Here is an 18,406-nt window from a genome sequence, read left to right as displayed (position 1 = left end):
CGTGCCCCGCTCCCGCATGCCCGCCACCCCCGCCGAGGTGAGCCGCAGCACCGCCTCGCAGTGCACCTTCAGCATGGTCAGCTCGTCGGCCATGGAGACTTCGAGAAAACGGCCCTTGTTGCCGAAGCCCGCGTTGTTGACCAGCAGATCGACGGACTGTCTGCGGTCCGAGAGCCGCCTCTCCACCGACGCGATTCCGCTGTCGGTGGAGAGGTCGGCGGTCAGCACCTCGGCCTCGATGCCGTGCCGGTCGTGCAACTCGGTGGCCTGGTCCCGCAGGCGCGCGGTGTCACGCGCCACGAGGACGAGATTGTGCCCGTCCGCCGCCAGCCGGCGCGCGAAGGCCGCGCCGATCCCGGCCGTCGCGCCCGTAATCAAAGCAGTCGTCATACGGGCACGTTAGTGCCTGGATCAGTGGCCCTGATGTGCGTGGACGGCAGATGGACGACCTGCCCGCTGCCCCTTCTCGACCACCACGAACTGCCCCATCATCCCCTGGTCTTCGTGGTAGAGCAGATGGCAGTGGTACATGTACGGGGCATTCGGGTCGGCCGGTCCGTCGAACCGTATCGCCAGCTTCACCGTCGTACGGTCCGGCAGGAAGACGGTGTCCTTGGCGCCGCGCAGGGCCGGCTCCGGTGCGTGGCCGTTCACCGACAGGACCCTGAACTGCACGCCGTGGACATGGAAGTTGTGCGGCATCCCATTGGTGTTCCGTACGGTCCAGATCTCCGTGGCCCCACGTGTGACCGTGTCGTCGATCCGGCCCATGCTCATCGGCCTGCCGTTGATCCCGGTCACCTGGAGGTTGAAGAACCGCCCGCGCGCGGCATGCGAACCGTCCGGAATCTCGGGCTTCTCCAGGGTGGCGGGCAGCGCGGGCGAGTGCCGCAGCCGCTTCTGGGCGCGCAGTTCCAGTACGTCGAAGGTGTCGTCGCCGCCGTTGAAGCGCTGGTTGTAGAAGTCCTGGCCGATGGAGAGCGGGTAGCTGCGCAGTACGGTGCGTTCCCCGGGCCGTACCCGTACCACGATCTCGGCGCGCTCGCCCGGCGAGAGCTGGATCCGGTTCATGGGCGCGGCCTTCTCCAGCAGCCCGCCGTCGGTCGCGATCAGCGAGAACTCCCGGTCGTCGTCGAAGCCGAAGTCATAGGTGCGGGCGGACGAGGCGTTGAGGAGCCGCAGCCGTACGAGTTCGTCGCCGACCACGCGGTACGGGTCGAGGGTGCCGTTCACCATCGTCCGGTCCCCGAGGAAGCCGACGGTCTGCAACAGCCCGTGGCCGTGGTCGAAGCGGCCTCCGTCGAACTTCGTGTCCTGGACGATCAGCGGCAGATCGTTGACCCCGTAGGTGTCGGGCAGCCCGAGCCCGAGGGACTTCGCGTCGTCGAGGATGAACATCCCGGCGAGACCGCGCTGGACATGGTCCTCGGTCTCGCCGTGCGGATGCGGGTGGTACCACAGCGTCGCGGCCTGCTGGTCGATCTTCCAGTGCGGTGACCAGGTCGCTCCGGGGGCGACCATCTGGTGCGGGCCGCCGTCCATCGTCGCGGGCAGCCGCATCCCGTGCCAGTGCACGGTCGATGCCTCGTCCAGCGTGTTGCTGACCCGTATCCGGACCTTCTCACCGCGCTGGGCGCGCAGCGTGGGCCCCAGGTAGCTGCCGTTGAAGCCCCAGGTCGGGGTCTTCTGCCCGGCGGTGAACTCGGTCTCGCCGGCCTGCATCCGCAGGTCGAAGACCCGGGTGCCGTCGGGGCCGACCGACGACTTGGCGAGCGGTGGTACGGCGAGCTGGTTACGGAAGGTGCCGCGGCCGGCCGTGGAGACCTTGGCGCCGGAGTACACCCAGAGGAATCCGCCGCCGGCCGCCACGGTCAGGACGATCCCGAAGGACACGAGAATGATGAGGAGACGCTTGAACCCAGACATGATCCGAGCGTCCCGGCGGGCCGGGTCCCGCTTCATCGGGGGCGCCCCCGAGGCACCCCCGAGACCCCGCCCGTCACTCTCAGGGGCATCCCCTACGCATGAAGTATTCCGCCCAACGAGCCCCAGGTCAGGGCCACTTCACCACGGACACCAACCCTTAGGGGACGCCGTCCCCGGCAAGGGCCGAGCACCTGCCGGACACGGCTTGAGGGGCTCGGCGCCTGCCGTCGAGGGGGCCCGTCTCAGACGCCCTGCCCGTACCGCTCGACGTACTCGCGTGCCTTCCTCAGCTTCTCGGAGTGGAGCGCCTCGCCGGCCGCGAGAAGGCGCGGCAGCAGATTCCGTTCGGTCGTGACGGCACGGAACGCCAGGGACACCGTCACCTCGTGCGCGGGCCGGTGGACGATCTCGATCGGATCGCCCGCACGGATCTCACCCGGAGTGATGACCCGGAGATACGCTCCTGTCACCGCCTGGCCGGTGAAGCGCTTGATCCAGCCGCGCTCGCCGAGCCACTCCTGGAACGTACGGCACGGAATCCGGCCGCTCGTCGTCTCCAGCACCACATCGGGGCCGATCCGCCAGCGCTCCCCGATCCTCGCACCCGTGATGTCCACCCCGGAGGTGGTGAGATTCTCGCCGAACACGCCGTTGGGCAGCGGCCGGTCCAACTCCCTTTCCCAGAAGTCGAGATCCTCCCGCGCGAACGCGTACACCGCCTGGTCGTTGCCGCCGTGATGGCGCAGATCGCAGACCGAGTCCCCGGTGATCCCGCTGCCGCCCGCGCCCTTGGGACCGGGATCCGCCACCCGTACGGGACCGTCGGCCGGACGCTTGTCGATACCCGTCAGGCCGCCCGGTGCGTCGGAGTACTCGACGGCCTTCGGCCGCCCCACATTCACGGTCAGAAGTTTCATACGCCCCACGCTATCCGCCGTCTTCTGCCGCCCCGTTTGAATTTCCGCGCCCCGCCCGCTCCATGAACTCCTGCGTTTCAACTCCCATGCTTCTCAAAGTAATCCGCCATTATCTGGCGGCTTCCCAAAGAGTCGCTTATGGTGGAGAAATGATCGAGGCCCGCCATCTCCGCGTACTGCGCACCGTGGCCGCCACCGGCTCCTTCTCGGCGGCGGCCCGCGAGCTGGGCTGTACACAGCCGGCGGTCAGCCAGCAGATGAAGGCGCTCGAATCGTCCGCGGGCACCCCGCTGATCGTCCGTACCGGCCGGGAGACCCGGCTCACGGAGGCCGGGGAAGTGCTCGTACGGCACGCGACGGGCATACTCGCCGGACTCACCGCCGCCGAGGAGGAGATGGCGGCCATCGCGGGGCTGCGGGCGGGCCGGGTCAGGCTCGTGTCGTTCCCGAGCGGCAGTTCCACGCTGGTGCCCGCCGCGCTCGCCGCGCTGCGCGCCGCCCACCCCGGCACCCGGGTCTCGCTCGTCGAGGCGGAGCCGCCCGCCTCGGCGGCGCTGCTGCGGGACGGCGACTGCGATGTCGCGCTGGCGTTCCGGTACGGCGGCTCCGCGGGGGAGTGGGACGACCTGGTCGTACGCCCCCTGCTGGTGGACCGGCTCGTCGCGGTGGTCCCCGACGGGCACCGGCTCGCGGGCGCGGGGACGGTACGGCTCGGGGAGCTGGCGGACGAGCCGTGGATCGCGGGCTGTCCGCGTTGTCGCGGTCAACTCGTCGACGCCTGCGAGGAGTCGGGGTTCACGCCCCGGATCGATTTCGCCACGGACGACTATCCGGCCGTGATCGGGCTGGTCGCGGCGGGTCTCGGGGTGGCGATGCTGCCTGAGCTGGCGCTGGAGTCCGTACGCCCCAAGGGGGTCCGTACGCTCGCGGTCGAGCCGTCGGTGCGCCGGGAGATCGTCGCGCTGACGCTGCCGGATCTGGCGTCCGTACCGGCGGTGGCGGCGACATTGGATCAACTGGTCCTGGCCGCCGCGCGCTGATGCCTCGCGGGCTGGAGCGACAGGGGTCCAGTGGGCTCCGACAGGGCGGGAGCCGAGATTGCAGGAACGTTTCTTCGTTGATTCCGTCAGGCTTCCGTCAATCGTCGGAGTGGCCGTTGGCTCCGTTGCCGCCGCCGTTGGCCGACGGGGGTGCCGAGTTGGGGGCCGACGACGAGGGAGCCGAGGCCGACGCCGTGATCAGCCGGGTGCGGGCGCGGCCCATGAGTTCCTCGCGCTCGTCCTCGGTCAGCCCGCCCCACACGCCGTACGGTTCGCGCACCGCCAGCGCGTGCGCCGCGCACTCCGCTCGTACCGGGCAGCGCATGCACACCTCTTTCGCCGAGTTCTCTCGCGCGCTGCGTGCGGCTCCCCTTTCGCCTTCGGGGTGGAAGAAGAGTGAACTGTCGACGCCACGACAAGCCGCCAGGAGCTGCCAGTCCCACAGATCGGCGTTCGGTCCGGGAAGGCGGGAGAAATCTGCCATTGCTCATGTCCCCTTGAAACCGTGCTGAGGCGGATACGGGCCGCTGTGGACGCCGGGTACGAGCCCGACGCGCAACTCGCACCGGTGCTCACGACCGTACATCTACTATCCAAGTAGATGTAAATATGACTCATTGCGAATCTAGCCACAGACACCAGCAAAAGTGAAGAAAAGCCGCTAAATGGGGCATTAGCTCTGCGTGAAGCCGGGAGAACCCGGGAAGAGCGCCGTCGCTCTCCTCTGTGCGCGACCCCTCACAGGGAGTGCCGAACTCCACCGTCCGACCCGTAACTCTTTCGAGTGACCGTCGTTGAGTGTGCGAGGCGGTTGAGAGAACGAGCGCTCGGGCACATGTCCGAGGGCGTCAATCGCACAGGTGACGATATGTACCCAGCCTGGAGGCTCAAGGTGACGCGCACTAGCTGCGGAGGACGGTCATGACATCCGTCCTCGTCTGCGACGACTCCCCGCTTGCCCGAGAGGCGCTCCGCCGCGCGGTCGCGACCGTGCCCGGTGTCGAGCGCGTGACGACCGCGGCCAACGGCGAGGAAGTCCTCCGCCGCTGGGGCGCCGACCGGTCCGACCTGATTCTGATGGACGTACGCATGCCCGGTCTGGGCGGTGTCGAGACGGTCCGGCGGCTGCTCTCGGCCGATCCCGGCGCCCGGATCATCATGCTCACGGTCGCGGAGGACCTGGACGGGGTCGCGCTCGCGGTCGCCGCCGGTGCCCGCGGCTATCTGCACAAGGACGCCTCGCGCGCCGAACTGCGCGCCACCGTCACCCAGGCGCTCGCCGACCCGACCTGGCGGCTCGCGCCGCGCCGGCTCCGCTCCGCCGAGATGGGCGCCGCGCCCACGCTCACCGCGCGCGAGATCCAGGTGCTCGAAGGCATGAGCCACGGCCGGTCGAACGCGGAGATCGGCCGTGAGCTGTTCCTCTCCGAGGACACGGTCAAGACGCACGCCAGGCGCCTCTTCAAGAAGCTCGGCGCCTCGGACCGCGCGCACGCGGTGGCGCTCGGCTTCCGCTGGGGCCTGGTCCGCTGAGGCAGTGGGCCCGCACTCCCCGCCCGCCGCCGGGTCCCGTCCAGCCGGACAGGACCCGGGCGGAACCGGGCGGATCCGGCGCCGAGCCGGGCAGGGTCGGGCCCCGGCCGAGCCGGACAAGCCCTTGGCGGAACGGGACAACGTACGCCCGCGGGCGCCCGTTTCCCGCGCGATGCCGCATCCTTGAGATGTGGAGTTCCTCGGGGACGAGTCGGACGAGCGCGAGGGGAGGGCGCAGGGGATGAGTTCTGCCGCACCCGCTCATAACGCTTCGGTGCACAACTACGGACGCGGTGCCACCGATCAGCAGCGGCCAAGGCACCATGGTCCGATGCGCGATGACGAGACCACGGTGATCGGTGCGCTCGTTCACCGTGCCGTCGACGGCGACGAACAGGCCACGCACGACCTGCTGGCCCGTGTTCATCCGCTCGCGCTCCGCTACTGCCGTACGCGGCTGAACAGACTGCCCGGCGACGCACGGCACTTCGTGGAGGACCTCGCGCAGGAGGTCTGTGTCGCGGTTCTGATGGCGCTGCCGCGCTACCGCGACACCGGCAGACCCTTCGAGGCCTTCGTCTTCGCCATCGCCGGGCACAAGGTCGCCGATCTGCAGCGGGCCGCCATGCGCCACCCCGGATCCACGGCCGTACCGTCCGACGAGATGCCCGAGCGCCCCGACGACTCCCTGGGGCCCGAGGAGCGGGCGCTGCTCAGCAGCGATGCCGAGTGGGCCAAGAAACTCCTCGCCAATCTTCCGGAGAACCAGCGCGAACTGCTGGTGCTGCGGGTCGCGGTCGGGCTGACCGCGGAGGAGACGGGACAGATGCTGGGGATGTCCCCGGGCGCGGTCCGGGTCGCCCAGCACCGCGCGCTGAGCAGGCTGCGGGCGCTGGCCGAGCAGTGAGCCCGGTGGCCCGGCCGGTGCCACCCGGCGGGCTCCGGGGCCGTCGGCCGGCCGCCTCGCGGCGATCCGGGCGGCGCGCGGCGGGGTCCGGGTCGGCAAGGGCGTGGAATGTGAGGCGCGTGAAGCCCGTTAGCATGGACATCCGCACCGATCAAGGCCATATGGGGAAGGTGTCATGACCGCTAACGTCGACGGAGTGCCCGAGAAATTCGCGACGCTCGGGCTGACATACGACGACGTGCTGCTGCTGCCGGGCGCGTCCGACATGTCGCCCGACGTCATCGACACCTCCTCGTACCTCTCCAAGAACGTCAAGGTGAACATCCCGCTGCTCTCGGCGGCGATGGACAAGGTCACCGAGGCCCGGATGGCGATCGCCATGGCGCGGCAGGGCGGCGCCGGGGTGCTGCACCGCAATCTCTCGATCGTCGACCAGGCCAACCAGGTGGACCTGGTGAAGCGCTCCGAGTCCGGCATGGTGACCGACCCGATCACGGTCCATCCGGACGCGACCCTCGTCGAGGCCGACCGGCTCTGCGCCAAGTTCCGGATCAGCGGGGTCCCGGTCACCGACCGGGGCGGCAAGCTGCTGGGCATCGTCACCAACCGTGACATGGCCTTCGAGGCGGACCGTACGCGCCAGGTGCGCGAGGTCATGACACCGATGCCGCTGGTCACCGGCAAGGTCGGCATCTCGGGTGTGGACGCCATGGAGCTGCTGCGCCGCCACAAGATCGAGAAGCTGCCGCTGGTCGACGACGCCGGAGTCCTCAAGGGCCTGATCACGGTCAAGGACTTCGTCAAGGCGGAGAAGTACCCGAATGCGGCCAAGGACAAGGACGGCCGGCTGCTGGTCGGCGCGGCCGTCGGGGTCGCGGGCGACGCGTACGAACGGGCCCAGGCGCTGATCGAGGCGGGTGTGGACTTCATCGTCGTCGACACCGCGCACGGCCACTCCCGGCTGGTCGGGGACATGGTCGCCAAGATCAAGTCCAACTCCGCGGTCGATGTCATCGGCGGCAACATCGCCACTCGCGACGGCGCCCAGGCGCTGATCGACTCGGGTGCGGACGGCATCAAGGTCGGGGTCGGCCCGGGCTCGATCTGTACGACGCGCGTGGTCGCCGGGATCGGCGTCCCGCAGGTCACCGCGATCTACGAGGCCTCGCTCGCCGCCAAGGAGGCCGGGGTGCCGGTCATCGGCGACGGCGGCCTCCAGTACAGCGGCGACATCGCCAAGGCGCTGGTCGCGGGCGCGGACACCGTGATGCTGGGCTCGCTGCTCGCGGGCTGCGAGGAGTCGCCGGGTGAACTGCTGTTCATCAACGGCAAGCAGTTCAAGTCGTACCGCGGTATGGGTTCGCTGGGTGCGATGCAGTCCCGCGGCGAGCAGCGTTCGTACTCGAAGGACCGCTACTTCCAGGAGGGCGTGGCCTCCGACGAGAAGCTGGTGCCCGAGGGCATCGAGGGCCAGGTGCCCTACCGGGGCCCGCTCTCCGCGGTCGTCCACCAGCTCACCGGCGGGCTGCGGCAGTCGATGTTCTATGTCGGCGGGCGTACGGTGCCCGAGCTCCAGGCGCGCGGCCGGTTCGTACGGATCACCTCGGCGGGGCTCAAGGAGAGCCACCCGCACGACATCCAGATGACGGTCGAGGCGCCGAACTACACCAAGAGCTGAGCGACCAGGGCTGAGCGCTCGCGGACTGAGCACGCACCTGAGCGCGCACGCACACCGCGCACGCACATGAGGGGCGGTCCCGGCGGTCCGGGGCCGCCCCTCATGGATGCGCCGGGGGTGCGCCGGGCGGTTCGGGGATACTGGACAACGCAGACGCAGAGGGAAAGGCCACACATCGTGACTGAGATCGAGATCGGGCGCGGCAAGCGCGGCCGCAGGGCGTACGCCTTCGACGACATCGCCGTCGTCCCGAGCCGGCGCACCCGGGACCCGAAGGAGGTCTCGATCGCCTGGCAGATCGACGCCTACCGGTTCGAGCTGCCCTTCCTGGCCGCTCCCATGGACTCGGTCGTCTCCCCGTCGACCGCCATCCGGATCGGTGAGATGGGCGGTCTGGGTGTGCTCAACCTGGAAGGTCTGTGGACCCGGTACGAGGACCCGCAGCCGCTGCTCGACGAGATCGCCGGTCTCGACGGGCCGAGCGCCAACCGCAGGCTCCAGGAGATCTACGCCGAGCCGGTCAAGGAAGAGCTGATCGGGCAGCGCATCAAGGAGGTGCGCGACTCGGGCGTGGTCACGGCGGCCGCGCTCTCGCCGCAGCGCACCGCGCAGTTCTCCAAGGCCGTGGTGGACGCCGGCGTGGACATCTTCGTCATCCGCGGGACGACGGTCTCCGCGGAGCATGTCTCGGGCGCCGCCGAGCCGTTGAACCTGAAGCAGTTCATCTACGAGCTGGATGTGCCGGTCATCGTCGGCGGCTGTGCCACGTACACGGCGGCGCTGCATCTGATGCGTACGGGCGCGGCGGGCGTGCTGGTCGGCTTCGGCGGCGGCGCCGCGCACACCACCCGCAATGTGCTGGGCATCCAGGTGCCGATGGCCACGGCCGTCGCGGATGTGGCGGCGGCCCGCCGGGACTACATGGACGAGTCCGGCGGCCGGTACGTGCATGTCATCGCGGACGGCGGGGTCGGCTGGTCCGGCGACCTGCCCAAGGCGATCGCGTGCGGCGCGGACGCGGTGATGATCGGCTCCCCGCTGGCGCGGGCGTCGGACGCGCCGGGCAAGGGGCACCACTGGGGCATGGAGGCGGTCCACGAGGACGTGCCGCGCGGCAAGCTGGTGGATCTGGGGATCGTGGGGACGACGGAGGAGGTCCTGACGGGGCCTTCGCACATCCCGGACGGCTCGATGAACTTCTTCGGCGCGCTGAAGAGGGCGATGGCGACCACGGGCTACAGCGAACTCAAGGAATTCCAGCGGGTGGAGGTGACGGTGGCGGATTCGCAGCACCGCCGCTGAGTTCTCTGCCGAGGGCTCCGCTCGTACGGGACGTGTGCCGTACGAGCGGAGCCCTCGGCGTACGTAGATGACGTACAGGAATGGTGCCCGGACCGGCATACGCCCCCGGTCCGGGCATCTTCGTGTTTCGTGTCAGAGGCCCAGGTAGTGGCTGATCGCGTGCTCAACTTCGGCTAGTTCATCCCGGTCGAGGAAGTGCACCGGGTCGCCGTGGATGAACGCGACGTCGACGGTGCGGATCTGATCGACGAGCAGGCGGGTGAGGGAGCCGGCGATCTCCAGCTCGGGACGGAAGACGGCCGCTTGCGCACTGGTGGACGTCGGGACGATCGTGGCCACGCTCCAGGGCATCGAACTCGGGCTCATGACAAGCCCGTAGCGCCTGCCCCGCTGCTCATGTCCGCGCTTCGCGTCGCCCAAGTCCACGCGATAGACGGCGCCTCGGATCACCAGGCGTCCTCGTCGGACGAGACGTCTTCGTCGGCCAGCCGCTCGGCGTCCGTCCGCGCCTGGACGAGCCAGGACTCCCGCTCCAGCAGCCGCAGGGCGCGCCGGATGACGTCACTCGTACGTTCGCCCTCGCGCATCGATGTCCGGATGATGCGCTCGTCCTCGTCAGTGGGCCGGAACCCTATGGTCGCTGCCATGCCGTCGAGGCTACCCTGATGTGTGGCATCTGTCCAACAAATGTTTAACTCCGCAGTTCAGAGGCGGTGCGCGGCGCCCGCCGGACTCGCTCCTCTCGTGTCCAGCAGCAGTTGCGCCTTGACCGCCAGGCCCTGGAGGTCGTACGTACGGTGGTGCTGGAGCAGCAGCGTCAGGTCCGCCTGGGCCGCTGCCTCGTAGAGCGAGTCCGCGCGGGGCACGGGAAGTTGGCGTACGCGCCAGTCCGGGACGTACGGATCGTGGTAGCTGACCGTCGCGCCCAGGTCCATCAGCCGGCAGGCGATCTCCGTGGCCGGTGAGCTCTCCTGGTCGGCCAGGTCCGGTTTGTAGGTGACGCCGAGGAGCAGGATCCGCGCGCCGCGCGCCGACTTGCCGTGTTCGTTGAGGAGGGCGGCGCAGCGCTGGATGACGTACCGCGGCATCCGTGTGTTGATCTCCTGCGCGAGCCCGACCATGCGCAGCGGATGCCCGGGTGTGCTCCCCTCGCACGGCAGATGGCTCGGGTCCATGGGCACGCCGTGGCCGCCGACGCCGGGTCCCGGCCGGAACGCCTGGAAGCCGAAGGGCTTGGTCTCGGCGCAGCGGATGACGTCCCAGAGGTCGACGCCGAGGTCGTGGCAGAGCACGGCCATCTCGTTGACGAGGGCGATGTTGACATGCCGGAAGTTGGTTTCGAGGAGCTTGACGGTCTCGGCCTCGCGCGGGCCGCGCGCCCGTACGACCTTGTCGGTCAGCCGGCCGTAGAACGTGGCGGCAGATTCGGTGCAGGCGGGGGTGAGGCCGCCGATCACCTTGGGGGTGTTGGCGAAGCCATGGGTGCGGTTGCCGGGGTCGAGTCGGCCGGGGGAGTACGCGAGGTGGAAGTCGCGCCCGGCGCGCAGGCCCGAGCCCTCTTCGAGGAGGATGCGGAGGAAGCCCTCGGTGGTGCCGGGCGGTACGGGCGACTCCAGCAGCACGGTGGTGTGCGGGCGCAGCCGCGCGGCCAGGGCGCGGGCCGCCTCGCCGACCGCGCTCAGATCCGGGGTGCGGTCGGCGCCGAGGGGGGTGGGGGCGCAGATGACGGCGGTACGGACCCGGCCCAGCTCGGTCGGGTTGGTGGTCGGCCGGAAGCCCCCCGAGAGCATCCGGCGGATCTCCGAGGCGGTGAGCGAGCCCTCGACGGGCGGATGTCCCGCCGCCAGCTCGGCGACGGGCCGCGGGTCGGTGTCGTAGCCGATGGTGTCGATACCGGCGGCCGCGGCGGCCTGGGCGAGCGGCAGGCCGAGGTGACCGAGTCCGATGACGGCGAGATCTGCGGGCATGGAGGTGGGCCGTCCTTCCCTTAGCCGAAGTGGACAGAGAGCGCAAGCCCGGTGGACAGAATGGGGAAGCGCAATGTCAGACTAGGCGTAAATATGACCGTTCTGTGGTATTGCGCGGCCGGGCACGCCCGTTTCTCCGCCGAGCGGTTCCCCTGTGACGGCCGGTGTGACCGGGGTTATCCACAGCCGGTGGCTGAAGTCGCGTGGTGCGGACAGAATCGATGGTGGGAGCCCGATCGGTCGGGGCCTGCCCGCATCGGACGGGGCTCGGACGGGGCCCGAACAGTGGGGGGACAGTCGGGGGACTACGGGAGGCAGCGGTGAGGACAGCGACACTGGGACCCGCGGAGCGCGTCCAGGCGCTCGCGGCGATGGCCGAGCGGGAGCTGGACGTACTGGTGGTGGGCGCGGGTGTGGTCGGGGCCGGGACCGCGCTCGACGCCGTGACCAGAGGTCTGTCGACCGGGCTGGTCGAGGCGCGCGACTGGGCGGCGGGCACGTCGAGCCGTTCCAGCAAGCTGATCCATGGCGGGCTGCGCTATCTGGAGATGCTCGACTTCGCGCTCGTACGGGAGGCGCTGAAGGAGCGGGGGCTGCTGCTGGAGAAGCTGGCGCCGCATCTCGTGAAGCCGGTGCCGTTCCTGTATCCCTTGCAGCACAAGGGCTGGGAGCGGCTCTACGCGGGCACGGGCGTCGCGTTGTACGACGCGATGTCGGTGTCGTCGGGGCATGGGCGCGGGCTGCCGGTGCACCGTCATCTCTCGCGCCGGCGCGCGCTGCGGGTGGCGCCCTGTCTGAAGAAGGACGCGCTGGTGGGCGCGTTGCAGTACTACGACGCGCAGATGGACGACGCGCGCTATGTGGCGACCCTGGTGCGCACGGCGGCGACCTATGGCGCCCAAGTGGCCTCGGGCGCGCGGGTCGTCGGCTTTCTGCGGGAGGGCGAGCGGGTCGTCGGCGCGCGCGTGCAGGATGTCGAGGCCGGCGGGGAGTACGAGATCCGCGCCAAGCAGATCGTCAACGCCACCGGGGTGTGGACGGACGACACCCAGGGGCTGATCGCCGAGCGGGGGCAGTTCCATGTCCGCGCGTCCAAGGGCATTCATCTCGTCGTGCCCAAGGACCGGATCCACTCCTCGACCGGGCTGATCCTGCGGACCGAGAAGTCGGTGCTGTTCGTCATTCCCTGGGGCCGCCACTGGATCGTCGGCACCACCGACACCGGCTGGGACCTGGACAAGGCCCATCCGGCGGCCTCCAGCGCCGATATCGACTATCTGCTGGAGCGGGTCAACTCGGTGCTGTCCGTTCCGCTGACGCGGGACGACGTCGAGGGGGTGTACGCCGGGCTGCGCCCGCTGCTCGCCGGGGAGTCGGACGCCACCAGCAAGCTCTCGCGCGAGCACACCGTCGCGCATCCGGTGCCCGGGATGGTGGTGGTCGCCGGCGGCAAGTACACGACGTACCGGGTGATGGCCAAGGACGCGGTGGACGAGGCGGTGCACGGCCTCGATCTGAGGGTGGCGGAGTGCGTCACGGAGGATGTGCCGCTGCTCGGCGCCGAGGGCTATCACGCCCTGTGGAACGCGCGGGCGAGGATGGCCGCGCGCACCGGTATCCATGTGGCGCGCGTGGAGCACCTCCTGAACCGGTACGGGACGCTGGTCGAGGAGCTGCTGGAGATGATCGCCGCCGATCCCGGCCTCGGCGAACCGCTGGGCGGGGCCGAGGACTATCTGCGCGCCGAGGTCGTGTACGCGGCCTCGCACGAAGGGGCGCGCCATCTTGAGGACGTGCTGACCCGGCGGACCCGGATCTCCATCGAGACCTTCGACCGGGGCACCCGCAGCGCCCGGGAGTGCGCGGAGCTGATGGCGCCGGTGCTCGGCTGGGACAAGGACCAGATCGAACGGGAGGTGGAGTACTACGAGAAGAGGGTCGAGGCGGAGCGGGAGTCGCAGCGGCAGCCGGACGACCAGACGGCGGACGCGGCCCGGCTCGGCGCACCGGACATCGTGGCGATCTGACATCCGGCCGGCGACGGCGAGTATGCGCCAATACCCGTGCTCGCCGTGTCTTCACTCACTCCGTCCCCATCCGGCACACGCGTACCCAGCACATTTGTGTCAAGTACGAACAAGGCCATGATGTACCCAGGACCCGGGAGCGGCGGCGGTCCCGGGGTGAGGGACAATGAAGGCTCTGTCAGGGCGCGTTACGGCACCGCGCGGGCGGGCGGGCGGCAGTCGCGGGCCAGGATCAGGGATCGCAGAGGGGACGCATGTCGGAGTCGGAGCAGTCGCGGGACACGGCGCGGGAGCCCCAGCGGGACGAGGAGAAGAGCGCCGGCAGCCCGGAGGGGCGTCTGCTCGCGGGCCGGTACCGGCTCACCGGGGTGCTCGGCCGTGGCGGGATGGGTACGGTCTGGCGGGCCCAGGACGAGACCCTCGGGCGTACGGTCGCGGTGAAGGAACTGCGCTTCCCCTCCAGCATCGACGAGGACGAGAAGCGCCGGCTCATCACGCGGACGCTGCGTGAGGCCAAGGCGATCGCGCGGATCCGCAACAGCGGCGCGGTCACGGTGTTCGACGTCGTCGACGAGGACGACCGGCCCTGGATCGTCATGGAGCTGATCGAGGGCAAGTCGCTCGCCGAGGCGGTCCGCGAGGACGGCACGCTGACCCCGAAGCGCGCCGCCGAGGTGGGCCTGGCGATCCTCGACGTACTGCGCTCGGCACACCGCGAGGGCATCCTGCACCGCGATGTGAAGCCGTCCAACGTGCTGATCGCCGAGGACGGGCGCGTGGTGCTCACGGACTTCGGCATCGCCCAGGTCGAGGGCGACCCCTCGGTCACGTCGACCGGCATGCTCGTCGGCGCCCCCTCGTACATCTCGCCGGAGCGCGCCCGCGGCCACAAGCCGGGGCCCGCCGCCGACCTGTGGTCGCTGGGCGGTCTGCTGTACGCGTCGGTGGAGGGCTGCCCGCCGTACGACAAGGGCTCCGCCATCGCCACCCTGACCGCGGTGATGACCGAGCCGCTCGACCCGCCGAAGAACGCCGGCCCGCTGGAGGAGGTCATCTACGGGCTGCTCGCCAAGGATCCGGCGCAGCGGCTCGACGACGCGGGCGCGCGGGCACTTCTCAAGGAGATCATCGAGGCGCCCGAGGCGCCCCCGGGGCTGCCCGAGCCGGGTCCCGACGCCACCCGGGTCGTACCGCTGCCGCCGCTGCCCGTGGAGGACAAGTCCGGTCGTACGCAGGTGCGTTCGGCCGGCGACGCGAGCGCGGGCCGGGCGGGCGCGGCGGCCCTCGGGGCGGCGGCGCACCGTCCCGATCCCGCGCGGCCCGCGCCGCCGCGGGCGTCGCTCACCGATGTGGTGCCCCGGCGCACCCTGGTGATCATCGCGATCGTCGCCGCGGTGGCCTTGATCTCCACCGTCCTGACCGTCGCCCTGACCGGGGACGACGGCCACACGGCCGACAACGGTACGGACGGTACGCCGTCGTCGGCCAGCGCCGACGACGGCGCCAAGGGCGCGGACAAGGCGAAGGGCCCGGATCAGGGCGCGGCCGAGGACGGCAACGGGCAGGGAGAGACACCGGCTTCGGCGGGGAAGGAGTCCGGGAACTCCGGTTCCGGTTCTGGCGCCGACGCGTCGGGTGACCCGGGCGGTTCCGGCGGCTCGGACGGTTCCGGTGGTTCCGGCGGCAAGGAGGGCGGGGGCGGCGCTCTGCCCGCCGGGTACACCAAGGTCAGCGACGGGCGGTTCCGGTTCACGATGGCGATGCCCGAAGGGTTCAAGAGAACCGGCATAGCCGGGCAGAACTCCGGTGGCATATACAGCGCGAACGGCGGATTCCCGCGCGTCCAGGTCGACTTCAACGACAGCCCGACCGATGACGCGGTGGCCGCCTGGCAGGGACTTGAGTCGGCGGTCCGCGGCACCAGCACCAACTACCGGCTTCTCGGTATCAAGAAGGTCGACTACAGGGGCTATCCCACCGTCGCCGACTGGAGCTTCGAGCGCGATCAGAACGGCCGGCGGATCAAGATCCTCAACCGCGGCTTCAAGATCGACGCGACGCATGGCTACTCGATCATGGTGAGTTGCAGGTCGGACGAGTGGGACGGGCAGGAGTGCCGGACGCTGCGCGAGACGGCGTTCGCGACGTTCCGGCCGAAGGACTGACCAGGGACTGCCGGACCGGCCGGGGGGGCCGGCCACGGACTGCCCGGACCGACCGGGCCCCGACGCGGACTGCCGGGGGCCGGCCGAGGGCTGAACGGACCGCGGAATTCAGGCCGTTGTGGTGACCGCTTTTCCGGGACCGGATGTAAACGTTCCGCAGCGGGTTGCCGCGACCCTGAGGCATGTTCGCCTGCGGCCACGTATCGTGAGAACCCGCGAACCGTACGCAGCCACAATGAGCCGGTAAACGACCGGAATTGGCGGTTTCGCGGGTCTCCGGGACCGGGAGACAGCGTGTTTGTGGGGAGGCGTTGTGGACGACTACGCGGGGCGGGTGCTGGCCGACCGCTATCGCCTGCCGCTGCCGCCGTCCGACGAGTACGAACTCGTCGAGACCCGGGCGTTTGACACGTACAGCGGGCAGGAAGTCCTCGTCAGGCAAGTGCCGTTGCCGGAGGTCGTGGAGGCGGAGGTCGTCGACGCGGACGGTGCCGCCGTACCGCGCCGGGTCCCCGGGCGGGCGCCGCGCAGAGCGAGCGATCCGGCGGTGCGGCGGGCCATAGAGGCCGCGCAGAGCGCCGCGCAGATCCCGGACCATCCACGGCTCGACCAGGTCTTCGACGTCTTCGCGGACGGCGGCTCGCTGTGGATAGTCAGTGAACTCGTCGCCGCCAGACCGCTGGCCGCGCTGCTCGCCGAGAAGCCGCTGAATCCGTTCCGCGCGGCCGAGATCGCGTCCGATGTGCTCACCGCGGTGCGGGTCGTGCACGCGCACGGCTGGACCCACCGGAACATCACCGTCCGCACGGTGCTCGTCTGCGACGACGGCCGCGTCGTGCTGACCGGGCTCGCGGCCGGCGCGGCGGAGGAGGCGCTCTGCGGATACGCGCCGGTGCCGGAGCCGCCGGACTCGGACGGGCCGGCCCCCGGCGCGGGCCCGGGACCCGAGTCGGCCCCCGGCCAGGAGACCGGTGGTACGGAACAGCTCGGGCAGCGGGAGCGGTTCGGGCCGTCGGACGGACTGCCGGGGCCCGAGACCCAGGACGCCACGCGAGCGCTGGGGTACGACCCGGGGCCGACGGCGGGGGTGCCAGGAGCGCCGGGCCGCCCCGCGCTGGGCACCGGCCACGCCTCGGAGAGCCCGTACGGCGACGGCACCTCGTCCGGCACGTCCGGCGCGATGCCGCGCCCGCACACCGGTACGCCCGGGATACCCGCTCCGTACGGCGGGCGTGCCGCCCTGCCCGGCGGGACCGCCTCGGGGGACATCCGGGCCGCGCGCGCCGGAGCGATCGCCGCGTACCGCGCGGGGGCGCGCGCCGCCGCGCGTGCCAGCGAGGACCAGCGCGGCGCCGCGGTTCCGCCGCTGCCGGAGCCCGGTACGGGCGGCGGCCTGGGGCCGCAAGGGCCACAGGGCCCGCAGGAGCCGCAGGAGCCGCCGCGTGAGGGCGGCCAGGACCCGGACTGGTGGGCGCAGCCCCGCGCGTTCGAGGAGCAGGACACCGACGAGGACGACGACCCGCCCACGCCGTACCGCGCGCAGCTCGCCGGTACCTGGCGCGACGGTCCGAACCAATGGAACGACGCCTCGGGCTCCGTCCCCGCGGGCGGCAGCCCGTACGGCCCGAACTCCGCGGGCCCCTTCGTGTCGGGCACGTCGGGCATCCCGTCCCAGGGCGGCGGTACGGACCGGCCGGGGGCCGCGTCCCCCGGCCAGGACCGGACCGACGCACCCCGGACGACCGGCCTCCCGGCCGCGGGGGGCCGCTGGGACTCCCCGGCGACGACGCCGGAGGAGCCGGGTCCGGCCACGCCGGGCGCCGACGCGCCCGCGCTTCCGCCCGGCGCGGGTGGTTCCGGCGAGGTGCCCGGCCCCCGTGCCGCCGAGGGCGGTTGGGGTACGACCCCGTCCGGCGACCCCTACGGAGCGGACCGGCCCGCGCCCTCGCCGACCGGTGCCGGCGGCGGGAAGCCCCGTGCCGATGTCGTTGTCGCCCGCGGTGGTGAGACCCCGTACTCCGGGCCCGGATCCGGGGGCTGGGCCCCCGGTGGGTCCAGTGACGCTCTGCGGGCCGACGCCCGGCGGGATGCCCGGTTGCCCGCCGTGGCCGGACAGGGTGCCGGGGCCGGGCGGTGGGACGAGGTCGTGGCGAGCGCCTCCGTGCCCGCCTATCGCGGGCCCGCCACCCCCCTCGCCGCCGAGCGCGCCCGGCAGGCCCGGATCGCCGTCGTCGGCGCGGTCACCGAGCGGTGGGCGCCCGAGCAGGCCGGGCCCGTCCATGAGAACTGGCAGCTCGCGCCGCCCATCGGACCCGCCACCGACCTCTGGGCGCTCGGCGCGCTGCTCTACCGCGCGGTGCAAGGGCACGCCCCGTACCCCGAGGAAAGCGCCATAGAGCTGGTCCAGCTCGTCTGCGCCGAGCCGCCCGCCTTCGCCGAGGAGTGCGGTCCGCTCCGCCCCGTCGTCGAGTCGCTGCTGCGTCAGGACCCGACCGAGCGGCCGGACTTCGAGGAGCTGCGCGGCTGGCTGCGGTCGCTGATCCGGTCGGCGCCCGAGCCGGAGGCGGGCCAGGATGTCGTACCGATACCGGCGGACGAGACGAAGCTGCCGATAAAGCGCCGCCGCGGCGAACTGGTGCGCAAGCGCTGGGGCCGCAAGGGCGACGCGGGGCGCCACCGTCACAAGAAGGGCAAGGAGCCGCGCAAGGACAAAGGCGCCGACGGCGGGCTCGACGAGCAGCGCCAGTTTCAGCCCGAGCACCGGCCCGAGCCCCACTACCAGCAGCCCTACGCCCACCCACAGCCCCATGCCCAGTCCCACCCACGTGCCCAGTCCCACGCGCAGCCGCGCTCGCACGAGCACGAGGCGTCGTACGACCGGCTGGAGGGCATGCTGGACCGGGGGCACGGCGGCGGCTGCGCGCGGGGCGGCGGCGGTGGCCGG

General features: G+C 71.2%; 15 protein-coding genes. 8 read left to right on the top strand and 7 right to left on the bottom strand.

Annotated features, from left to right (window positions below; all coding sequences use genetic code 11):
• From WH07_RS16545 to WH07_RS16535, 3 genes are all read right to left on the bottom strand, one after another.
• On the bottom strand, positions 1 to 390 hold a 390-nt coding region (locus WH07_RS16545; protein ID WP_046500684.1), incomplete at its 3' end, for an SDR family NAD(P)-dependent oxidoreductase.
• A gap of 21 nt (positions 391 to 411) precedes the next feature.
• Positions 412 to 1,926: a multicopper oxidase family protein gene (locus WH07_RS16540; RefSeq protein ID WP_079023286.1), complete on the bottom strand. Its 1,515-nt coding sequence runs from the start codon at positions 1,924 to 1,926 to the stop codon at positions 412 to 414.
• Between the two features lie 242 nt (positions 1,927 to 2,168).
• Positions 2,169 to 2,843, bottom strand: a complete 675-nt coding sequence (locus tag WH07_RS16535; protein WP_046500682.1) for an MOSC domain-containing protein — start codon at positions 2,841 to 2,843, stop codon at positions 2,169 to 2,171.
• 149 nt (positions 2,844 to 2,992) lie between these two features.
• On the opposite strand from WH07_RS16535, the gene WH07_RS16530 reads away from it, so the two are divergent.
• Complete coding sequence (locus WH07_RS16530) at positions 2,993 to 3,883, top strand: LysR family transcriptional regulator (RefSeq protein WP_046500681.1); 891 nt, start codon at positions 2,993 to 2,995, stop codon at positions 3,881 to 3,883.
• 97 nt (positions 3,884 to 3,980) lie between these two features.
• Here WH07_RS16530 and WH07_RS16525 read toward each other — a convergent pair whose 3' ends face one another.
• Positions 3,981 to 4,367, bottom strand: coding sequence for a WhiB family transcriptional regulator (locus WH07_RS16525; protein ID WP_046500680.1), 387 nt, complete (start codon positions 4,365 to 4,367; stop codon positions 3,981 to 3,983).
• 437 nt (positions 4,368 to 4,804) lie between these two features.
• Here WH07_RS16525 and WH07_RS16520 point away from each other — a divergent pair, with 437 nt between their 5' ends.
• From WH07_RS16520 to WH07_RS16505, 4 genes are all read left to right on the top strand, one after another.
• Positions 4,805 to 5,416, top strand: coding sequence for a response regulator transcription factor (locus WH07_RS16520; RefSeq protein WP_003948568.1), 612 nt, complete (start codon positions 4,805 to 4,807; stop codon positions 5,414 to 5,416).
• A 331-nt stretch (positions 5,417 to 5,747) separates the two neighbouring features.
• Positions 5,748 to 6,323, top strand: coding sequence for a sigma-70 family RNA polymerase sigma factor (locus WH07_RS16515; RefSeq protein ID WP_030351487.1), 576 nt, complete (start codon positions 5,748 to 5,750; stop codon positions 6,321 to 6,323).
• A 175-nt stretch (positions 6,324 to 6,498) separates the two neighbouring features.
• Positions 6,499 to 8,001 (top strand): IMP dehydrogenase, encoded by a 1,503-nt coding sequence (gene guaB / locus WH07_RS16510; protein WP_046500679.1) that lies wholly within the window; start codon positions 6,499 to 6,501, stop codon positions 7,999 to 8,001.
• Positions 8,002 to 8,178: 177 nt separating this feature from the next.
• Positions 8,179 to 9,303, top strand: a complete 1,125-nt coding sequence (locus tag WH07_RS16505; protein ID WP_046500678.1) for a GuaB3 family IMP dehydrogenase-related protein — start codon at positions 8,179 to 8,181, stop codon at positions 9,301 to 9,303.
• 132 nt (positions 9,304 to 9,435) lie between these two features.
• On the opposite strand, the gene WH07_RS16500 is transcribed toward WH07_RS16505, so the two are convergent.
• From WH07_RS16500 to WH07_RS16490, 3 genes are read right to left on the bottom strand one after another with little or no spacing between them, the layout of a single operon-like run.
• Positions 9,436 to 9,753, bottom strand: a complete 318-nt coding sequence (locus WH07_RS16500; RefSeq protein ID WP_106409595.1) for a type II toxin-antitoxin system PemK/MazF family toxin — start codon at positions 9,751 to 9,753, stop codon at positions 9,436 to 9,438.
• On the bottom strand, positions 9,750 to 9,950 hold the full coding sequence (locus WH07_RS16495) for a hypothetical protein (protein ID WP_046500676.1): 201 nt from the start codon (positions 9,948 to 9,950) through the stop codon (positions 9,750 to 9,752). Before WH07_RS16495 ends, WH07_RS16500 begins: the two co-directional genes overlap by 4 nt.
• A 57-nt stretch (positions 9,951 to 10,007) precedes the next feature.
• On the bottom strand, positions 10,008 to 11,270 hold the full coding sequence (locus tag WH07_RS16490; protein WP_046500675.1) for a nucleotide sugar dehydrogenase: 1,263 nt from the start codon (positions 11,268 to 11,270) through the stop codon (positions 10,008 to 10,010).
• Positions 11,271 to 11,590: 320 nt separating this feature from the next.
• Between WH07_RS16490 and WH07_RS16485 the strand changes: the two genes are divergently transcribed.
• The 3 genes from WH07_RS16485 to WH07_RS40385 all read left to right on the top strand — a co-directional run.
• Positions 11,591 to 13,297: a glycerol-3-phosphate dehydrogenase/oxidase gene (locus tag WH07_RS16485; RefSeq protein WP_046500674.1), complete on the top strand. Its 1,707-nt coding sequence runs from the start codon at positions 11,591 to 11,593 to the stop codon at positions 13,295 to 13,297.
• A 254-nt stretch (positions 13,298 to 13,551) separates the two neighbouring features.
• On the top strand, positions 13,552 to 15,462 hold the full coding sequence (locus tag WH07_RS16480; RefSeq protein ID WP_046500673.1) for a serine/threonine-protein kinase: 1,911 nt from the start codon (positions 13,552 to 13,554) through the stop codon (positions 15,460 to 15,462).
• Between the two features lie 313 nt (positions 15,463 to 15,775).
• Positions 15,776 to 18,406 (top strand): protein kinase family protein (locus WH07_RS40385; RefSeq protein ID WP_052744431.1); only part of this gene is annotated, 2,631 nt, incomplete at its 3' end.

Origin of the sequence: Streptomyces odonnellii (assembly GCF_000981895.1) — a bacterium.
GTDB lineage: Bacteria > Actinomycetota > Actinomycetes > Streptomycetales > Streptomycetaceae > Streptomyces > Streptomyces odonnellii.
This window is presented reverse-complemented; position numbering and strand designations above follow the sequence as displayed.